Source organism: Stenotrophomonas sp. WZN-1 (assembly GCF_002192255.1).
Lineage (GTDB): Bacteria > Pseudomonadota > Gammaproteobacteria > Xanthomonadales > Xanthomonadaceae > Stenotrophomonas.
This window is the reverse complement of sequence record NZ_CP021768.1, coordinates 4352579-4368065: the sequence shown is the minus strand read 5'-3', so window position 1 is coordinate 4368065 and position 15487 is coordinate 4352579. Positions and strand designations below refer to the sequence as shown.

Genomic DNA, 15487 nt, shown 5'->3' with positions numbered 1-15487 from the left:
GCTCAGCGGGCCGTCACCCGGATGGCGACCGCCGGCAGGATATGGTGTTCGCTCAAGGGTGCCAAGGGCAGGCCATGCGGCGGCTGCAGCGGTACCCAGGCCAGTCCGGCGATCTCGGCGCGTGCCTGCGGCGTGCCGACCACCTGCACCCACCACGCCTGTGCCTGCACCCGGTGGCCGGGCTCGTTCACTGCCCAGTCCTCGAACGTGCCCAGCGCGATGGCTGACGCGGTGCGCAGCTGCACCCCCAGTTCCTCGTCCAGCTCGCGCGCCAGCGCCTGCAGCGGTGCCTCGCCGGGTTCGGGCTTGCCACCGGGCTGGATGAAGCGGCGGGCACCGTGCTTGCGCACCACCAGCGCCCGGCCGCGGTCATCCAGGATGACCGCGGCCACGATGTGGATCGTGGCCGCGGCGTTGCTCACTTCAGGTTCTGCTCGAACAGCTTGAGGATGCGCTTGTACTGGTCCAGCCAGGAATCGGCGCGGACGTAGCCGTGGCGCTCCAGCGGGTACGGTGCGATCGACCAGTTGTCCTTGTGCAGTTCGATCAGGCGCTGGGTCAGGTGCACCGAGTCCTGGAAGAACACGTTGTCATCCATCATGCCGTGGGCGATCAGCAGGTTGTCCTGCAGGTTCTGCGCGTACTCGATCGGCGAGGACACGCGGTACGCCTCCGGATCGATGTCCGGGGTGTTGAGGATGTTGCTGGTGTAGCCGTGGTTGTAGTTGTGCCAGTCGACCACCGGGCGCAGCGCTGCGCCGGCCTTGAACGTGCCCGGTGCACGGAACAGCGCCATGAAGGTCATGAAGCCGCCGTAGGAGCCGCCGTAGATGCCGGCGTGGTCACGGTCGCCCTGCTGGGTGTCGACCAGCCAGTCCAGGCCGTCCTTGTAGTCTTCCAGTTCCGGGTGGCCCATGTTGCGGTAGATGGCCGTGCGCCAGTCGCGGCCGTAGCCCTCGCTGCCGCGGTAGTCCATGTCCAGCACGATGTAGCCCTTCTCCACCAGCAGGTTGTGGAACATCTGCTCGCGGAAATAGGCCGGGTAGCGCTGGTGCACGTTCTGCAGGTAGCCAGCGCCGTGCACGAACATCACGATCGGGTACTTCCTGCCCGGTTCCTTGTGCTCGGGCTCGTAGTACTTGGCCCAGACCACGCCGGCACCATGCTTGGACGGCACCGCGACCAGCTTCGGCTGGATCCACTGGCGTGCCTTGTAGTCGGCGGTGCGGGTATCGGTCAGCACGCGTGCCTGGCCACCGGCGCTGGGCAGCACCGCCAGCTGCGGCGGCAGGTAGGCACCGGAGTAGCGCACCAGCAGCTGCTGGCCGTCCGGCGACAGCGAGAAATCTTCCACGCCGTTGAGGCTGGTCAGTTCGCGCACCTGGCGATTGCCGGTGTCGACCGCGCAGACTTCATAGTCATGCGGCGCCTGCTGGTTGCACAGGAAATAGAAGCCCTTGCCATCGGCCGACGGCACCGGCGCCGAGGTTTCCCACTTGCCGCTGGTCAGCGCCTGCGGCTTGGCGGTACCGGCCTGGGTGTACAGGTGCGAGAAACCCGATTCCTCGGACAGCAGCCACAGCGTGCGGCCATCGGCCATCCAGCCGAAATCATTGAAGCCCCAGTTGATCCAGGCGTTGTCGGTCAGGCGGTGGCGGTTCTGCACGCGGCCGTCGGCGGCGTTGACGCTGATGATCCAGCGGTCCTTGTTGTCGTTGGCACGCAGCATCACCGCGGCCTGCTGGCCGTCGGCGCTCCAGCGGATGCCGCCGCCCATGAAGTCGCTCATCACCTGCACGCTGCGCTCGCCCTTCAGCGCATCCTTGCCGGCCTTGCGGCGCAGCTCGGCCAGCGGGTCGGTGCTGATGCCCGGCAAGCCGGACAGCGAGATCTTTTCGGCCTTGCCGGTGCGCACGTCCACGTACCACAGGGTGTGCGGTTCGAAGCCGTTGCGGCCGACGCGGGTGCGGGTGTCCTCGCTTTCTTCGTAACCCGATTCGGTCACGTACAGCGGCATCTTGCTGGTGCGGCCGTCGTCGAAGTCCTTCGGCTTGGTCACCACGATCAGGTGGGTCAGGTCGGGCGACAGCACGCTGTCACCGATCTCGACGTCGGCGCCCAGGTACACCGGGCCCGGCGCGCGGGTCGGGTCGGCCTGGCGCCAGCGCTGGTCCTGGTCCTTCAGTGCCTCGCGCTGGTCGCGGTCGCGGCGCAGGGTTTCCAGCGTGCGCAACTGCTGGTCGCGCAGCACGTCGGCCTTCGGCGGCGTGCGCGGATCCTTGTCGGCCTTCAGGCTGGCCACCTGCTGCACGCCGCTGGCGGCGGTCCAGTGGAACCAGTTCTGGCCGACACGCCAGATCACGCCGTTGTCAGCGGCGAAGTTCACGTTGCCCGCGCGCTCGTTGCTGCGGGTCAGCTGGGTCAGCGCGCCGCTGCGCAGGTCACGCACGAACACGTCGCCATTGCGGACGAAGGCGCTGCGGCTGCGGCTGCGGTCGTAGACCGGCTCGGCCACGTCCAGGGTGCCGCGCTGGTCATCGGCCACCTGTGCGGCCACGCCACCGGCCACCGACTGGCGGAAGGTATCGCGCACCGGGCTGCCGTTGCGCTTGAGCTGGTACTCCACCTGCTGGCTGTTCCACGACCACCAGGCCTTCTCGACCGGCGGACCGATCCAGTCCGGGTCGGCCATGGCCTGTTCGATGGTGATCGGCGTCGGCGCGGCATGCGCAGCCGGTGCGGCCAGCACGGCCGACAGCAGGAGGGACAGGGGCAGCACTCGGGACATGGGCGGACGGCACCAGAAGAGGAAACCGGGCAAGCGTAGCAGCCGCAAGGACCCGGGGCAGGGGCCACAGGTCATGCAACCCGCATGGGCAAAGGCGCGGCGGGGCCCTGTGTGGCGCATGATGGGCACCCGCCCCGGAAGGAACCGACGTGTACAGCTACGACTACGCCATCTCCCTGGGCGTCAGGCACTCCTCCGCAGCCAGCGCTGACATCGCCGCCCGGCTCGGCATGGAGCGCGGGTTCTTCCGCGATGTGGGGACCGATCTGCGTGGCGCCGATGGCAGGCTGATCCGCGTGCATGCACACACCTGGGTGCTCTTCGAGCTGGCCGAGGGCAAGGACGGCTGGCTGATGGACGCCTGGCCACAGCTGGTCGACATGCTGCAGGCGCGGGTGGCTGTGATCCAGGCATTGAGCCAGGAAGGCGCCGACGTCGGCCTGCGCATCGGCGTATTCGGCAAGCGCGCCTGGGCCGGGTTTGTACTGGACGACGCGCTGGTGCGACTGATGGCCGATCTCCGCCTGGGTTTCCATCTGGAAACCTATTTTCCGGATCCGCCGGTCGACTCCGAGAGCGACGACGAGGCCTGAAATCTCCACTGCAACCGGTAGCCGGCCCTGCGCATCCATTCTCCTGAACCCGCATCATCCACCGAACAGGAGCTCGACCATGCAGGAACTGATCCCGATCACCCTCTTCATCTGCATCGCCTACGCGATCCATGCCATTGCCGATGCGCGGGCGCGCAGCAAGCTGGTGGCCCCGCACGTGCCGGAGGAAGTGATCCGCTCGCTGGCGGTGCTGGAAGAAGAGCGTCGCCGCCAGGGCGCGCTGCGCTGGGGCATCAGCCTGGTCTGCCTGGCCCTGGCCATGGCCCTGCTGGAAGCCATCGGTGCCCGTGACCTGACCTTCGGCGCCGCCGCCGCGCTGGTCGGCAGTGCTGGCCTGGGCCAGCTGCTGGCCTGGCACTTCACCCGTCCTGCCGCTCGCAAGAGCTGAGCCGGAACATGCCACGGGCACAGGGGGCGCCCCGCGCATGAACCTGCTCGGCGAAGCGCTGTCGGCACTGCGGGGCCGTCGCCGCCACGATGCAGCAGCGGCGGCACCGCCCGCCGAGCCGCTGGACGCGGACCAGGCCCTGGTGCGGGCCATCATCGACGGTTCGCAGGCGGCGTTTTCGCAGCTGGTGGAGACCCACCAGCGCACCTGCGCGCATGTGATCGGACGCATGGTCGGCGACCGCGACCAGGTCGCCGACCTGCTGCAGGAGACCTTCCTGGCCGTGTTCCGCCAGCTGCACCGGTTCCGCTTCGAATCCTCGCTGCGTACCTGGGTTTCGCGGGTGGCCTACACCACCGCGCTGCAGCACCTGCGCCGGCGGCGGCTGGAGGCGCAATGGATGGTGGCGGTGGAGGTGCCGGAAGAACTTGGCATCGGTGATGAGGGCCCGGGCCCGGCCGAGTTGAGCGAGGCGCTGCAGGCGGGGCGCCAGCTCGGCGCTGCGCTGGAGCGACTGAGCGCACCGCAGCGCCTGATCGTCGGCCTGCATTACCTGGAGGATTTCGATCTGGCCGAGATCGAACAGGTGACCGGGCTGGCACGCGGTACCATCAAGAGCCACCTGCACCGCGCGCGCCAGGTCCTGAAGCAGGAACTGACGCGGCATGCCACCGCCGGAGAGCTGCTGTGAACCCACCGACCGACCCTCGTGATGCGGACGCGCGCGCGCTGGCACAGGCGTTGCGTGAGCAGGCGCAGCAGGAAGACACGCCGGATGTAAGCGAGGCGCTGCAGAAGCGCATTACCGCTGAGTCGCGCGACAGTGGTGTGGGCTATGTGGTGGTGCAGGTGCTGTTGTTTGGCGCGCTGCTGGCTGCCGCAGCCTGGTATTTCTGGAACTGAGGGCCCTCCGGGCGGTGGGCCTGGTAGATGCCGACCTTGGTCGGCGTCTGGGCGTGTGTGCCAACCAAGGTTGGCAGCTACCAGAACGGTTGACCCCTGCGACAAAGTGAAGCAGCGCGTCACCCGGTCGCATCCCGGCTTAACGAAATCCTCCTAAAGTGGTCCGGTATCCCACCGGTCACAGGCAGGAGGCGTCCCTTGGACGCGTTGTTGTTGTCCCGGATCCAGTTCGGATTCGTCATCAGTTTCCACGTGCTGTTCCCCGCCTTCACCATTGGCACGGCCAGCTGGCTGGCCTTCATCGAATGGCGCTGGCTGCGCACGAAGTTGCCCGTGTGGCGGGAACTGTATTTCTTCTGGCAGAAGATCTTTGCCGTGTCGTTCGGCATGGGCGTGGTCAGCGGCATCGTCATGGCCTTCCAGTTCGGCACCAACTGGCCGCGGCTGAGCGAGGTGGCCGGCACGGTCATCGGCCCGCTGCTGACCTATGAAGTGCTGACCGCGTTCTTCCTGGAAGCCAGCTTCCTCGGCGTGATGATGTTCGGCTGGGGCCGGGTTTCGCCGCGCCTGCATTTCCTGTCCACCTGCATGGTGGCGCTGGGTACGCTGTTCTCCACGTTCTGGATCCTGTCGTCCAACAGCTGGCTGCATACGCCGGCCGGCTACGAGATGGTCAACGGCATCGTGCATCCGGTGGACTGGTGGCAGGTGGTGTTCAATCCCTCGTTCCCGTACCGCTTGGCGCACATGGCGCTGGGTTCGTTCATCACTACCTGTTTCGTGATTGGTGGCGTCGGCGCGTGGTACCTGCGCAGGGGCTCGCACGTCGAAGCGGGCCGGCGCATGCTGATCGCCGCCGTTGGATTCGCTGCGCTGACCGTGCCGGTGCAGATCTTCGTCGGCGACATGCATGGCCTGAACACGCTCAAGCACCAGCCGATGAAGATCGCGGCGATGGAAGCGCACTGGCATGGAACCAAGGAAGGCGAGGGCGTGCCGCTGGTGGTGTTCGCGCTGCCGAACGAGAAGGAAGAGCGCAACGATTTCGAAGTGGCCATCCCGAAGCTGGGCAGCGTGATCCTCACCCATTCGCTGGACGGCACCTTCGATCCGCTCACCTCGGTACCGGCCAGCGAACGGCCGCCGGTGACGCCGGTGTTCTTCGCCTTCCGCATCATGGTCGGGCTGGGCACGCTGATGCTGCTGCTGGCCTGGGTGTCAGCGTTCCAGCTGTGGCGCAGGAAGCTGCTGGATTCACCGTGGTTGCTGCGTGGCTGGAACTGGATGCTGCCCAGCGGCTTCATCGCGCTGCTGTCGGGGTGGTTCGTCACCGAGATGGGGCGCCAGCCGTGGGTGGTGTACGGCGTGCTGCGCACCGCCGATGCGGTCGGCCCGCAGAGCGCGTGGATGACCGCGCTGTCGCTGGGCGTCTACGTGGTCGGCTACGCCTTCGTGTTCGGCTGGGGCATCTGGTACCTGGTGAAGATCCTGCGCCACGGGCCGCAGCCGTATGCCGAGGGGCCGTCGCTGGACCATGGCAGCCACACTCCGGCACGCCCGCTGTCGGCCGCCGACGAACCGCTGGAGGACCGCTGACATGGACCTGATGACCTGGCTGCCGGTGGCGTGGTTCGCGGTGATCGGCTTCGGCGTGCTGATGTACGTGGTGCTGGACGGCTTCGTGCTCGGCATCGGCATCCTTGCTCCGTTCGCCGAGGACGAGGAACAGCTGGACCTGATGATGAACACCGCCGCGCCGATCTGGGACGGCAACGAGACCTGGCTGGTGCTCGGTGGCGCCGGCCTGCTGGCGGCGTTCCCGAAGGCCTATGCGGTGCTGCTGTCGGCGCTGTACCTGCCGGTGCTGCTGCTGGTGGTGGCGCTGGTGTTCCGCGGCGTGGCCTTCGAGTTCCGCTTCAAGGCACATCGTTCGCGCCGGCTGTGGAGCGTGGCGTTCGGCCTCGGCTCGCTGCTGGCGACCTTCGCCCAGGGCGTGATCCTGGGCACCCTGGTGCAGGGCATTCCGCTGGTGGACGGTGTCTACCAGGGCGGTGCGTTTGCCTGGTTCAGCCCGTTCGCGATGCTGACCGGTGCTGCACTGGTGGCTGGTTACGCGCTGCTCGGCAGCACGTGGCTGATCCTGAAGACCGAAGGGCGTGTGCAGGCGCTTGCACGGCAGATGACCCGGCCGCTGGTGGTGGCAGTGATCGCGGCGATGGGCCTGGTCAGCAGCTGGCTGCCGTTCCTCGATTCGCGGTTGATGGACCGCTGGTTCAGCGACGGCAACTTCTGGTGGCTGTCGCCGGTGCCGCTGCTGACCCTGGCGGTGGCTGCCGCGCTGTGGCGCAGCGCGACCCATCCGCGCCGCGACCTGCCGCCGTTCCTGCTCAGCCTTGCCCTGTTCGTGCTCGGCTTCCTCGGCCTGGTGCTGGGCATGTGGCCCTACCTGCTGCCGCCGTCGATGACGCTGTGGCAGGCCGCCGCGCCGGCTTCCTCGCTGGGCTTCACCCTGGTCGGGCTGGCCGTTCTGCTGCCGGTCATCCTCGGCTACACGGCATGGTCGTACCGGGTGTTCCGCGGCAAGGTGCGCGCAGATACCGGTTACCACTGATCGATTGAAACGGGGGGCCGCCGGTGCCTGGTCCCGCGTTGGGGAATGTGAAACCTGCACACCCCGTGCAGGACGTGCTAGCGTGCGCTCCTTTCCGGCGGCCAGGGGGGCAGCCGGCGACGTCCTGGACGGACGCACGGCTGCAGGAATGGGGGGCCGCCGCGCGTCGCCGTAATGGCTCGTGCCTATCGTTCTCCCGCTGAAGCACCATCGCCAAATGATCGAATTCTCCATCGTCGACTGGGCTGCCTGGGCGCCCGGCCTGAGCGAGCGTAGCCAGTGGCTGGGCTGGGCCGATGCGCCGTATCCGCCACAGGGCGAAGACACGCCGGCGCTGCCCGAGATACCGGCGATGCAGCGCCGCCGCATCGAGCGGCTGGGCCGGATGGCGGTCCAGGTTGCCTGCTGGTGCGAGGACGGGCAGGGCGCTGACAGCCAGGTACCGCTGGTGTTCGCCAGCCGCCACGGCGACGTGGCCCGTTCGATGGACCTGCTGGGGGCGCTGGCCGGCGAGCAGCCGCTGTCGCCGACCGGGTTCGGCCTGTCGGTGCACAACGCGATCGCGGCGCTGTACTCGATCGCCCGCGGCTATCGCGGCAACTACCTGGCGCTGGCCGCCGGCCAGGCCACGGTCGAGACCGCCTGCCTGGAAGCGGTCGGTCTGCTGGCCGATGGTGCCCGCGAAGTGCGGGTGGTGGTCTATCAATCGCCACTTCCTGAAATTTACGCGACGTTCGCCGACGAACCCGACCCATTCTTTGCCTGGTGCTGGCGTTTGGCCGCGCCTACGCCGGGCCGGCCGACCCTCTCGCTGCAGTGGGAGGCGGCGCCGCATGCTACGGCCACCGCACCGGGCATGCTGCCGCACGCGCTGGACCTGCACCGTTTCCTGTTGTCCGGCGCGCCGGCGCTGGAGCACGTGGCCCAGGGCCAGCGCTGGCGCTGGGGGCGCCGTGGCTGAGGCGCTGCGCCGCCTCGATCATGTTTGGCGGGTGTTCGGCACCGGCCTGAGCTTTGTCGCTTTTGGCGTGGGCGGCCTGCTGCTGGGCGTGCTGGTGATGCCGGTGCTGCTGCTGATGCGCGACCCGGTGGTCCGCCGCCGCCGGGCGCGCCGCGTGGTCCAGGTCGCCTTTGCCAGCCACCTGCGCCTGATGCGTGCGCTGGGGGTGATGACCTACCAGATCGAGGGCGGGGAACGCCTGCAGCGCGACGGTTTGCTGGTTCTGGCCAATCACCCGACCCTGATCGACGTGGTCTGCCTGATCTCGCTCCTGCCCAACGCCGATTGCGTGGTGAAACGGGCCGTGGCCTGCAATCCGTTCATGCGCGGCCCGGTGAGGGCGGCCGGCTACATCGCCAATGATGACGGGGCGGGCCTGGTTGACGACTGCGTGGCGGCGGTGCATGCCGGCGGTACCCTGGTGATCTTCCCGGAGGGCACCCGCAGCGTGCCGGGCCAGTCGCCGCGGCTGCAGCGCGGGGCTGCCAACATCGCCGTCCGCGGCCGGCTGGACATCACCCCGGTGCGGATCACCTGCACCCCGCCCACGTTGACCAAGGGACAGAAGTGGTATCGTGTCCCCTCACGTCGCTTTCACGTTCGGCTGCAGGTCGGCGAAGATATCCCGATCGCGCCCTTCCTGGCCGATGACGACTCGCCAAGGGGGGATGCCTTGGCAGCACGCCGCGTCACCGAGCACCTTTCTCGTTATTTCGACCTGTCTGGAGATCCGCCCCGTGCAAGCACTTGAGCACGAGATCAAGGAATTGATCATTTCCTCCCTTTCGCTGGAGGACATTACGCCGGAGGACATCGATCCGACCGCGCCACTGTTCGTCGAGGGCCTTGGCCTGGATTCGATCGACGCGCTGGAGCTGGGCCTGGCGCTGCAGAAGAAGTACGGTGTCAGCCTCTCGGCCGATTCGGAAGAAACCCGTCGCCATTTCTCCAGCGTGCGCGCGCTCGGCGAGTTCGTCGCCGCCCGCCAGTCGTAACGGCGCCAGGAATTGCCATGACCAAGAATGAACTGTTCGAACGCATCGTCAGCATCCTGACCGACAGCTTCGAGATCGAAACCGCCCGGATCACCCCCGAGGCCCGCCTGTACGACGACCTGGACATCGACAGCATCGATGCGGTCGACCTGATCGTGCAGCTCAAGCCGCTGCTCGGCCGCAATCTGCAGCCGGAAGCGTTCAAGGCCGTGCGCACCGTGCAGGACATCGTCGATGTCGTGCATGGACTGCTGCCGGACCAGGCAGCCGCCTGACCGCAGCGCCAGCGGCGTCGCCATGGCTCGCGCACGTACCGTCGTGGTGGCAGCGATTTCGCTTGCCTATCCGCTGCTGGTGTACCTGGCGATGGGCCGTTTCGAGCCGCGCTGGCTGTCGCTGCTGCTGTTCACCCTGGCCCTGCTGCGTGCGCTGAGCACGCGCCAGCCGTTGTGGTGGGCCGCCGCCGCCGGCACCGGCCTGCTGGCGGTGCTGGCCACCGTGCTCAACCAGGCCCTGCCGCTGAAGCTGTACCCGGCGCTGGTCAACGCGGTGATGCTGGCGGTGTTCGGCACCAGCCTGCGCTTCGGGCCGCCGCTGGTGGAGCGCCTGGCGCGGCTGCAGGAGCCGGACCTGCCCCCGTTCGCGGTGGCCTATACCCGCCGCGTCACCCAGGTGTGGTGCGGCTTTTTCGTTCTCAACGGCAGCCTGGCCCTGCTGACCGCGCTGTACGCGTCGGACCGGGTCTGGATGCTCTACAACGGATTGTTGGCGTACGTGATGATGGGCGTGTTGTTCGCAGGTGAGTGGCTGGTGCGGCGGCGGGTGAAGGCGGCGCACGCGCATGGCTGAGTGGATTGCCCTGGACCAGCTGCTGCTGGAGGCACGGCCGCAGCGCGGCGTCGGCCTCCGCGACGGCGAGCTGATCGACCACGCCGGCTTCCGCCAGCGCGTACTGGCCTGGCGCGCCGCCTTTGCGGCGGCCGAAGGCCGCGACTGGGCCCTGTACTTCGATGATGCCGTGGCCTTCGCCGCGGCGCTGTTCGGTGCCTGGCATGCCGGCAAGCGGGTGTTCCTGGCCGCCGACAACCTGCCGGCCACGCTGCAGGCACTGCAGCCGCAGGTGAGCGGCTTCGCGGGTGATGTCAGCGCCGATTATCGCCCGCTGGTGGTGCTGGACGCCGCGCTGGACGATGAACTGCTGGCGCTGGACGAGCGCGCCTGCGAACTGTGCGTGTTCACCTCCGGCAGCACCGGCGAGCCCAGCGCGATCGGCAAGCGCCTGGACCAGCTGGCGCGCGAAGTGGAGGCGCTGCAGGCCGCGTTCGGCGCGCAGATGGAAGGCGTGCAGGTTCATGGCACGGTGTCCCACCAGCACATCTACGGGCTGCTGTTCCGCGTGCTGTGGCCGCTGGCCGCCGGTCGCCTGATTCATCCGCGCCGGTTCTTCCACGAAGACCTGGTGGGGGCGCTGGCCGGTACCGATACAGTGCTGGTGGCGACGCCGGCCCACCTCAAGCGCCTGCCCGGTCAGCTCGACTGGGCCAGCCTCCATGGCCGCCTGCGCGCGGTGTTCTCCTCCGGTGGCCCGCTGCCGGAAGACGCGGCGCGGCAGGTGCGGCAGTGGCTGGGCGTGGCCCCGACCGAGGTCTATGGCAGCAGCGAAACCGGCGGCATCGCCTGGCGCCGCTGGGACACCGACCTGCCTCCGTGGCAGCCGTTGCCGGGTGTGCAGTGGCGGATCGACGATGGCTGCCTGGCGGTGGCCTCGGCGCATCTGGAAACCTCCGACTGGTGGCGTACCCAGGACCGCGTTGAAGCGTTGGCCGATGGCCGCTTCCGCCTGCTGGGCCGCGCCGACCGCATCGTCAAGATCGAAGAACGCCGCGTGTCGCTGGATGCGCTGGAACGCGCGCTGCGCGAAGACGCCGAAGTGGATGACGTGCGCGTGCTGGTGCTGCCCGGGCAGCGCGAGCAGCTGGCTGCCGTGGTGGTGCCGGCCGATCCGGCGCTGCTGGACGCGGGCGACGCTGCGCGTCGTGCACTGGGCCAGCGCCTCGGCGCCCGCCTGGCGCATGCGCATGACGCCGTGACCCGGCCGCGTCGTTGGCGCCTGGTGCAGGCGTTGCCGATCAACGCGCAGGGCAAGGTGACCCAGGCGGCCCTGGCGGCGCTGTTCCAGCCACTGATGCCGGTGCCGGTCTGGGACCGCCGCGATGCCGCCAGCGCCACGCTGCGCATGACCCTGGACCCGGCGCTGCGGCCGTTCCAGGGCCACTTCCCGCAGGCGGCGATCCTGCCCGGCGTGGCGCAGCTGGACTGGGCAGTGCGTTTCGGCCGCCAGGCGTTTGCGATGCCGGCGGTGTTCCTGCGCATGGACGCGGTGAAGTTCCAGCACGTGGCCCGCCCGGGCAATGAGCTGACCCTGCAGCTGGACTGGGATGCCGCGCGCAACGTGCTGGCCTTCCGCTACACCTCCAGCCATGGTGTGCATGCCAGCGGCAAGGTGGTTTTCGCTGATGCGGACTGACCCGGCCGTTGCCGGTGCCGCGTTCGCGCCACTGGTGGTGATTCCCGTCTACGACCACGAGCACGCCATCGCGGCGGTGGTCGACGGCGTGCAGGCCGCCGGCCTGCCGTGCCTGCTGGTCGACGATGGTTCGCGGGCCTCCTGCGCGGCGGTGCTGCGCTCGCTGGCACAGCGCCAGGGTGTCGACCTGCTGCGCCTGGACATGAACCAGGGCAAGGGCGGGGCGATGCTGGCCGGTTTCGCCGAAGCCGGCGCGCGTGGCTACAGCCACGTGCTGCAGATCGACGCCGATGGCCAGCACGACACCCGCGATCTGCCACGCTTCATCGAAGCGGCGCGCGTGCATCCCGAGGCGGTGATCTGCGGCATTCCGGCCTACGACGCCAGCGTGCCGAAGGCCCGTCTGTACGGCCGCTACGCCACCCATATATGGGTCTGGATCAACACGCTGTCGCTGCACCTGCGCGACACCATGTGCGGCTTCCGCGTGTATCCGCTGCCGCCGGTACTGCGCCTGATCGGTGAAGAAACCATCGGCCGGCGCATGGATTTCGACACTGAAGTGATGGTGCGCCTGTACTGGCGGCAGCTGCCGGTCGAGCATCTGGCTACGCGCGTGACCTATCCATCCGATGGCGTGTCGCACTTCGATGTGTGGCGCGACAACGTGCGCATCAGCCGCATGCATACCCGCCTGTTCTTCGGCATGCTCTGGCGCGCACCGCACCTGTTGTGGCGCCGCCTGCGGGGGCAGCGCTGAGATGGCGGCCGCGCAGGGTGCCCCGCACTGGGCCGAAATCGGCGAATCCACCTCGGTGGCCGGCGTGCTGTTCCTGTGCTGGGTGCACCGCTGGTTCGGGCGCTGGCCGTTCCGCCTGTGCGTGTGGCCGGTGGTGGCCTGCCATTGGCTGGGCAACCGCGTCGGCCGCCAGGCCTCGATGCAGTACCTGCAGCGTCTGCAGGCGCACAGCGGCGTGCTCGGCCGCGTGCCGACCCGGCGTGACAGCCTGCGCCACTTCTTCGCCTTCGCCGATACGATGCTGGACAAGATCCTCGGCCTGGGCGGGCGCTATCCGGCCGAACGCATCCACCTGCATCGCGGCCTGGTGCTGGAAAAAATCGCGCGCCGCGAAGGCGGGCTGATCCTCACCGCGCACATCGGCTGCCTGGAACTGTGCCAGGTGCTGGCCGAACAGGTGCCGGGGTTCCGCATCACCGTGCTGGTGCATACCGCGCACGCGCAGCGCTTCAACCGCCTGCTGCAGCGGCTGGACCCGCTGGCGGCAGTGGAACTGGTGCAGGTGACCGAAATGGGGCCGGCCACGGCGGTGGTGCTGGCCGAGCGCGTGGCAGCGGGTGGCTTCGTCGCCATCGTCGGCGACCGCACGCCGGTGCAGGGCGGCCGCAGCGTCACCGCTGAATTCCTTGGCCACCGCGCGCCGTTCCCGATCGGCGCCTATGTGCTCGCCGCCGCGCTCGGCTGCCCGGTCTACACCATGGCCTGCCTGCACCAGGGCGAGGGCTATCGCGTGGCATTCGAACAGTTCGCCGAACGCATCGTGCTGCCACGCGGCTCGCGCGACGCCGCACTGGCCGAACAGGCGCAGCGCTTCGCGCGCTGGCTGGAACTCCAGGTCATCCAGTCTCCGTTGGACTGGTTCAATTTCTTCCCCTTCTGGGATCAGGCTCCGCATGACGACTGACGCCGTACCCGTGTGCCGCTTTGGCGATGCACCGTTGACCATCGAAGACGTGGTTGCCCTGGCCCAGCGCCAGTGCGAGGCCACACTGAGTGACGCGCCGGCGTTCCGCGCGCACATCCAGCGCGGTGCCGACTTCCTCGACCGCCTGCTGCGCGAGGACGGCGTGATCTACGGCGTGACCACCGGCTACGGCGACTCGTGCACGGTGAACATCCCGCCGGCGCTGGTGGCGGAACTGCCGCACCACCTGTACACCTACCACGGCTGCGGCCTGGGCCGTTACCTGGACCCGGTCGAGACCCGCGCCGTGCTGGCCGCGCGCCTGGCCTCGCTGGTGCGCGGCATGTCCGGTGTCAGTGTGCCGTTGCTGGAAGGCTTGGCCACGCTGCTGCAGCACGATGTACTGCCGATGATCCCGGCCGAAGGCTCGGTGGGTGCCAGCGGTGACCTGACGCCGCTGTCGTACGTGGCGGCGGTGCTGTGCGGCGAACGCGAGGTACTGCATGACGGTCGCGTGCAGCCGGCGGCAGAGGTGCTGGCGAAGATCGGCATGACCCCGCTGAAGCTGCGGCCGAAGGAAGGCCTGGCGATCATGAACGGCACGGCGGTGATGACCGGCTTGGCCTGCCTGGCCTGGCAGCGCGCCGATTACCTGGCGCGCATGGCCACGCGCCTGACCGCGTTCAACGTGCTGGCCAGCGACGGCAACGCGCACCACTTCGACGAAACCCTGTTCGCGGCCAAGCCGCACCCGGGCCAGGGCCGCATCGCCGCGCGCCTGCGCAGCGACCTGCACAGCGAGCGTCCGCCGCGCAATGAACAGCGCCTGCAGGACCGCTATTCGCTGCGCTGCGCGCCGCACGTGATCGGCGTGCTGGAGGACAGTCTGCCGTTCCTGCGCCAGCTGATCGAAACCGAACTGAACAGCGCCAACGACAACCCGCTGATCGATGCCGACGGCGAGCGAATCCTGCATGGCGGCCACTTCTACGGCGGCCACATCGCGCTGGCGATGGACACGCTGAAGAATACGGTTGCCAACATCGCCGACCTGCTCGACCGCCAGCTGGCGCTGGTGGTCGATGCCCGCTACAACCACGGCCTGCCGGCCAACCTGTCGGCGGCCACAGGCCCGCGCGCGGCCATCAACCATGGCCTGAAGGCGCTGCAGATCAGCGTGTCGGCCTGGACCGCCGAAGCGCTGAAGCAGACCATGCCGGCCAGCGTGTTTTCGCGTTCCACCGAGTGCCACAACCAGGACAAGGTCAGCATGGGCACCATCGCCGCGCGCGACTGCCTGCGCGTGATCGAGCTGACTGAACAGGTGGTGGCGGCCATGCTGATCGCCGCCCGCCAGGGCCTGGCCCTGCGCGAACGGGTTGGCCTGAACGCGCAGCTGCATGGCAGTCTGGCCGACATGTACGCCGACCTGGGGCAGCGCATCGCCCTGGTTGAAGAAGACCGCGCGCTGGATCGCGAACTGCGGGAACTGCTGGTGGAGATCCGCGCGCAACGTTGGGAGCTGTATGCCGGTGAATGATGCCATCGAACGGGTTGGCGAGATTGCGTTGACCCCCGCCTTCCATGACTGCGATCCGATGAACGTGGTCTGGCATGGCAACTACTTCAAGTACTTCGAGATCGCGCGCTGCGCGCTGCTCGGGCGCTACGACTACGACTACCCGCAGATGCTCGAATCGGGCTACCTGTGGCCGGTGGTCGATGCCCGGGTGAAGTACGTGCGCCCGCTGCTTTTCAACCAGGCGCTGCGCGTGATCGCGCGCATCGTGGAATGGGAGAACCGGCTGAAGATCGAGTACGAAATCGTCGATGCGCAGAGCGGCCAGGTGCTGACCCGCGCGATGACCATCCAGGTCGCGGTGGACGCGGCCAGCAAGGAAATGCTGTACCAGTGCCCGCCGGTACTGTGGGAACGCCTGGGAGTGCCTGCGCCGTGA

Annotated in this window: 18 protein-coding genes; 16 read left to right on the top strand and 2 right to left on the bottom strand. The window is 68.4% G+C overall.

Annotated elements, in window-relative coordinates; all coding sequences use genetic code 11:
- Positions 1-2: 2 nt before the first annotated feature.
- Positions 3-422, bottom strand: a complete 420-nt coding sequence (locus tag CCR98_RS20380) for an NUDIX domain-containing protein (protein ID WP_087924026.1) — start codon at positions 420-422, stop codon at positions 3-5.
- Positions 419-2788 (bottom strand): S9 family peptidase, encoded by a 2370-nt coding sequence (locus tag CCR98_RS20375; RefSeq protein WP_087924025.1) that lies wholly within the window; start codon positions 2786-2788, stop codon positions 419-421. Before CCR98_RS20375 ends, CCR98_RS20380 begins: the two co-directional genes overlap by 4 nt.
- 149 nt (positions 2789-2937) lie before the next feature.
- Between CCR98_RS20375 and CCR98_RS20370 the strand changes: the two genes are divergently transcribed.
- The 16 genes from CCR98_RS20370 to CCR98_RS20295 all read left to right on the top strand — a co-directional run bounded on the left by CCR98_RS20370 (position 2938) and on the right by CCR98_RS20295 (position 15487).
- Positions 2938-3381, top strand: coding sequence for a hypothetical protein (locus CCR98_RS20370; protein ID WP_087924024.1), 444 nt, complete (start codon positions 2938-2940; stop codon positions 3379-3381).
- A 79-nt stretch (positions 3382-3460) separates the two neighbouring features.
- Entirely contained in the window at positions 3461-3790 is a 330-nt protein-coding gene (locus tag CCR98_RS20365) for a hypothetical protein (protein WP_087924023.1), read from the top strand.
- Positions 3791-3827: 37 nt separating this feature from the next.
- Positions 3828-4481 carry a sigma-70 family RNA polymerase sigma factor gene (locus CCR98_RS20360; RefSeq protein WP_087924022.1) on the top strand — a complete coding sequence of 218 codons (654 nt, stop codon included), beginning with the start codon at positions 3828-3830 and terminating at the stop codon, positions 4479-4481.
- Complete coding sequence (locus CCR98_RS20355; RefSeq protein WP_087924021.1) at positions 4478-4693, top strand: hypothetical protein; 216 nt, start codon at positions 4478-4480, stop codon at positions 4691-4693. The genes CCR98_RS20360 and CCR98_RS20355 overlap by 4 nt, the downstream gene beginning before the upstream one ends.
- A gap of 198 nt (positions 4694-4891) precedes the next feature.
- Positions 4892-6289, top strand: coding sequence for a cytochrome ubiquinol oxidase subunit I (locus tag CCR98_RS20350; protein WP_087924020.1), 1398 nt, complete (start codon positions 4892-4894; stop codon positions 6287-6289).
- A gap of 1 nt (position 6290) precedes the next feature.
- On the top strand, positions 6291-7304 hold the full coding sequence (gene cydB / locus CCR98_RS20345) for a cytochrome d ubiquinol oxidase subunit II (RefSeq protein ID WP_087924019.1): 1014 nt from the start codon (positions 6291-6293) through the stop codon (positions 7302-7304).
- 217 nt (positions 7305-7521) lie between these two features.
- Positions 7522-8265 carry a beta-ketoacyl synthase chain length factor gene (locus CCR98_RS20340; RefSeq protein WP_087924018.1) on the top strand — a complete coding sequence of 248 codons (744 nt, stop codon included), beginning with the start codon at positions 7522-7524 and terminating at the stop codon, positions 8263-8265.
- Entirely contained in the window at positions 8258-9055 is a 798-nt protein-coding gene (locus CCR98_RS20335) for a lysophospholipid acyltransferase family protein (RefSeq protein ID WP_087924017.1), read from the top strand. Before CCR98_RS20340 ends, CCR98_RS20335 begins: the two co-directional genes overlap by 8 nt.
- Positions 9042-9299, top strand: a complete 258-nt coding sequence (locus CCR98_RS20330; RefSeq protein ID WP_005411610.1) for a phosphopantetheine-binding protein — start codon at positions 9042-9044, stop codon at positions 9297-9299. The genes CCR98_RS20335 and CCR98_RS20330 overlap by 14 nt, the downstream gene beginning before the upstream one ends.
- A gap of 17 nt (positions 9300-9316) precedes the next feature.
- Positions 9317-9574 (top strand): acyl carrier protein, encoded by a 258-nt coding sequence (locus tag CCR98_RS20325; protein WP_005411609.1) that lies wholly within the window; start codon positions 9317-9319, stop codon positions 9572-9574.
- 22 nt (positions 9575-9596) lie between these two features.
- Positions 9597-10148, top strand: a complete 552-nt coding sequence (locus CCR98_RS20320) for a membrane protein (protein ID WP_032954654.1) — start codon at positions 9597-9599, stop codon at positions 10146-10148.
- Entirely contained in the window at positions 10141-11826 is a 1686-nt protein-coding gene (locus CCR98_RS20315; RefSeq protein WP_087924016.1) for an AMP-binding protein, read from the top strand. Before CCR98_RS20320 ends, CCR98_RS20315 begins: the two co-directional genes overlap by 8 nt.
- Positions 11816-12586, top strand: a complete 771-nt coding sequence (locus tag CCR98_RS20310) for a glycosyltransferase family 2 protein (RefSeq protein WP_087924015.1) — start codon at positions 11816-11818, stop codon at positions 12584-12586. The genes CCR98_RS20315 and CCR98_RS20310 overlap by 11 nt, the downstream gene beginning before the upstream one ends.
- A 1-nt stretch (position 12587) precedes the next feature.
- On the top strand, positions 12588-13529 hold the full coding sequence (locus CCR98_RS20305) for an acyltransferase (protein ID WP_087924014.1): 942 nt from the start codon (positions 12588-12590) through the stop codon (positions 13527-13529).
- Positions 13519-15069 carry an aromatic amino acid ammonia-lyase gene (locus tag CCR98_RS20300; protein WP_087924013.1) on the top strand — a complete coding sequence of 517 codons (1551 nt, stop codon included), beginning with the start codon at positions 13519-13521 and terminating at the stop codon, positions 15067-15069. The genes CCR98_RS20305 and CCR98_RS20300 overlap by 11 nt, the downstream gene beginning before the upstream one ends.
- The gene (locus tag CCR98_RS20295) at positions 15056-15487 is read left to right on the top strand and encodes an acyl-CoA thioesterase (protein ID WP_087924012.1); all 432 of its coding nucleotides are present in this window, start codon (positions 15056-15058) and stop codon (positions 15485-15487) included. Before CCR98_RS20300 ends, CCR98_RS20295 begins: the two co-directional genes overlap by 14 nt.

Bases quoted from the DNA above. Each gene is read 5' to 3' on its own strand.
- CCR98_RS20375 (WP_087924025.1), bottom strand. From the start codon at position 2,788: ATGTCCCGAGTGCTGCCCCTGTCCCTCCTGCTGTCGGCCGTGCTGGCC.
- CCR98_RS20365 (WP_087924023.1), top strand. From the start codon at position 3,461: ATGCAGGAACTGATCCCGATCACCCTCTTCATCTGCATCGCCTACGCG.
- CCR98_RS20360 (WP_087924022.1), top strand. From the start codon at position 3,828: ATGAACCTGCTCGGCGAAGCGCTGTCGGCACTGCGGGGCCGTCGCCGC.
- cydB (WP_087924019.1), top strand. From the start codon at position 6,291: ATGGACCTGATGACCTGGCTGCCGGTGGCGTGGTTCGCGGTGATCGGC.
- CCR98_RS20340 (WP_087924018.1), top strand. From the start codon at position 7,522: ATGATCGAATTCTCCATCGTCGACTGGGCTGCCTGGGCGCCCGGCCTG.
- CCR98_RS20325 (WP_005411609.1), top strand. From the start codon at position 9,317: ATGACCAAGAATGAACTGTTCGAACGCATCGTCAGCATCCTGACCGAC.
- CCR98_RS20320 (WP_032954654.1), top strand. From the start codon at position 9,597: ATGGCTCGCGCACGTACCGTCGTGGTGGCAGCGATTTCGCTTGCCTAT.
- CCR98_RS20315 (WP_087924016.1), top strand. From the start codon at position 10,141: ATGGCTGAGTGGATTGCCCTGGACCAGCTGCTGCTGGAGGCACGGCCG.
- CCR98_RS20310 (WP_087924015.1), top strand. From the start codon at position 11,816: ATGCGGACTGACCCGGCCGTTGCCGGTGCCGCGTTCGCGCCACTGGTG.
- CCR98_RS20305 (WP_087924014.1), top strand. From the start codon at position 12,588: ATGGCGGCCGCGCAGGGTGCCCCGCACTGGGCCGAAATCGGCGAATCC.
- CCR98_RS20300 (WP_087924013.1), top strand. From the start codon at position 13,519: ATGACGACTGACGCCGTACCCGTGTGCCGCTTTGGCGATGCACCGTTG.
- CCR98_RS20295 (WP_087924012.1), top strand. From the start codon at position 15,056: ATGCCGGTGAATGATGCCATCGAACGGGTTGGCGAGATTGCGTTGACC.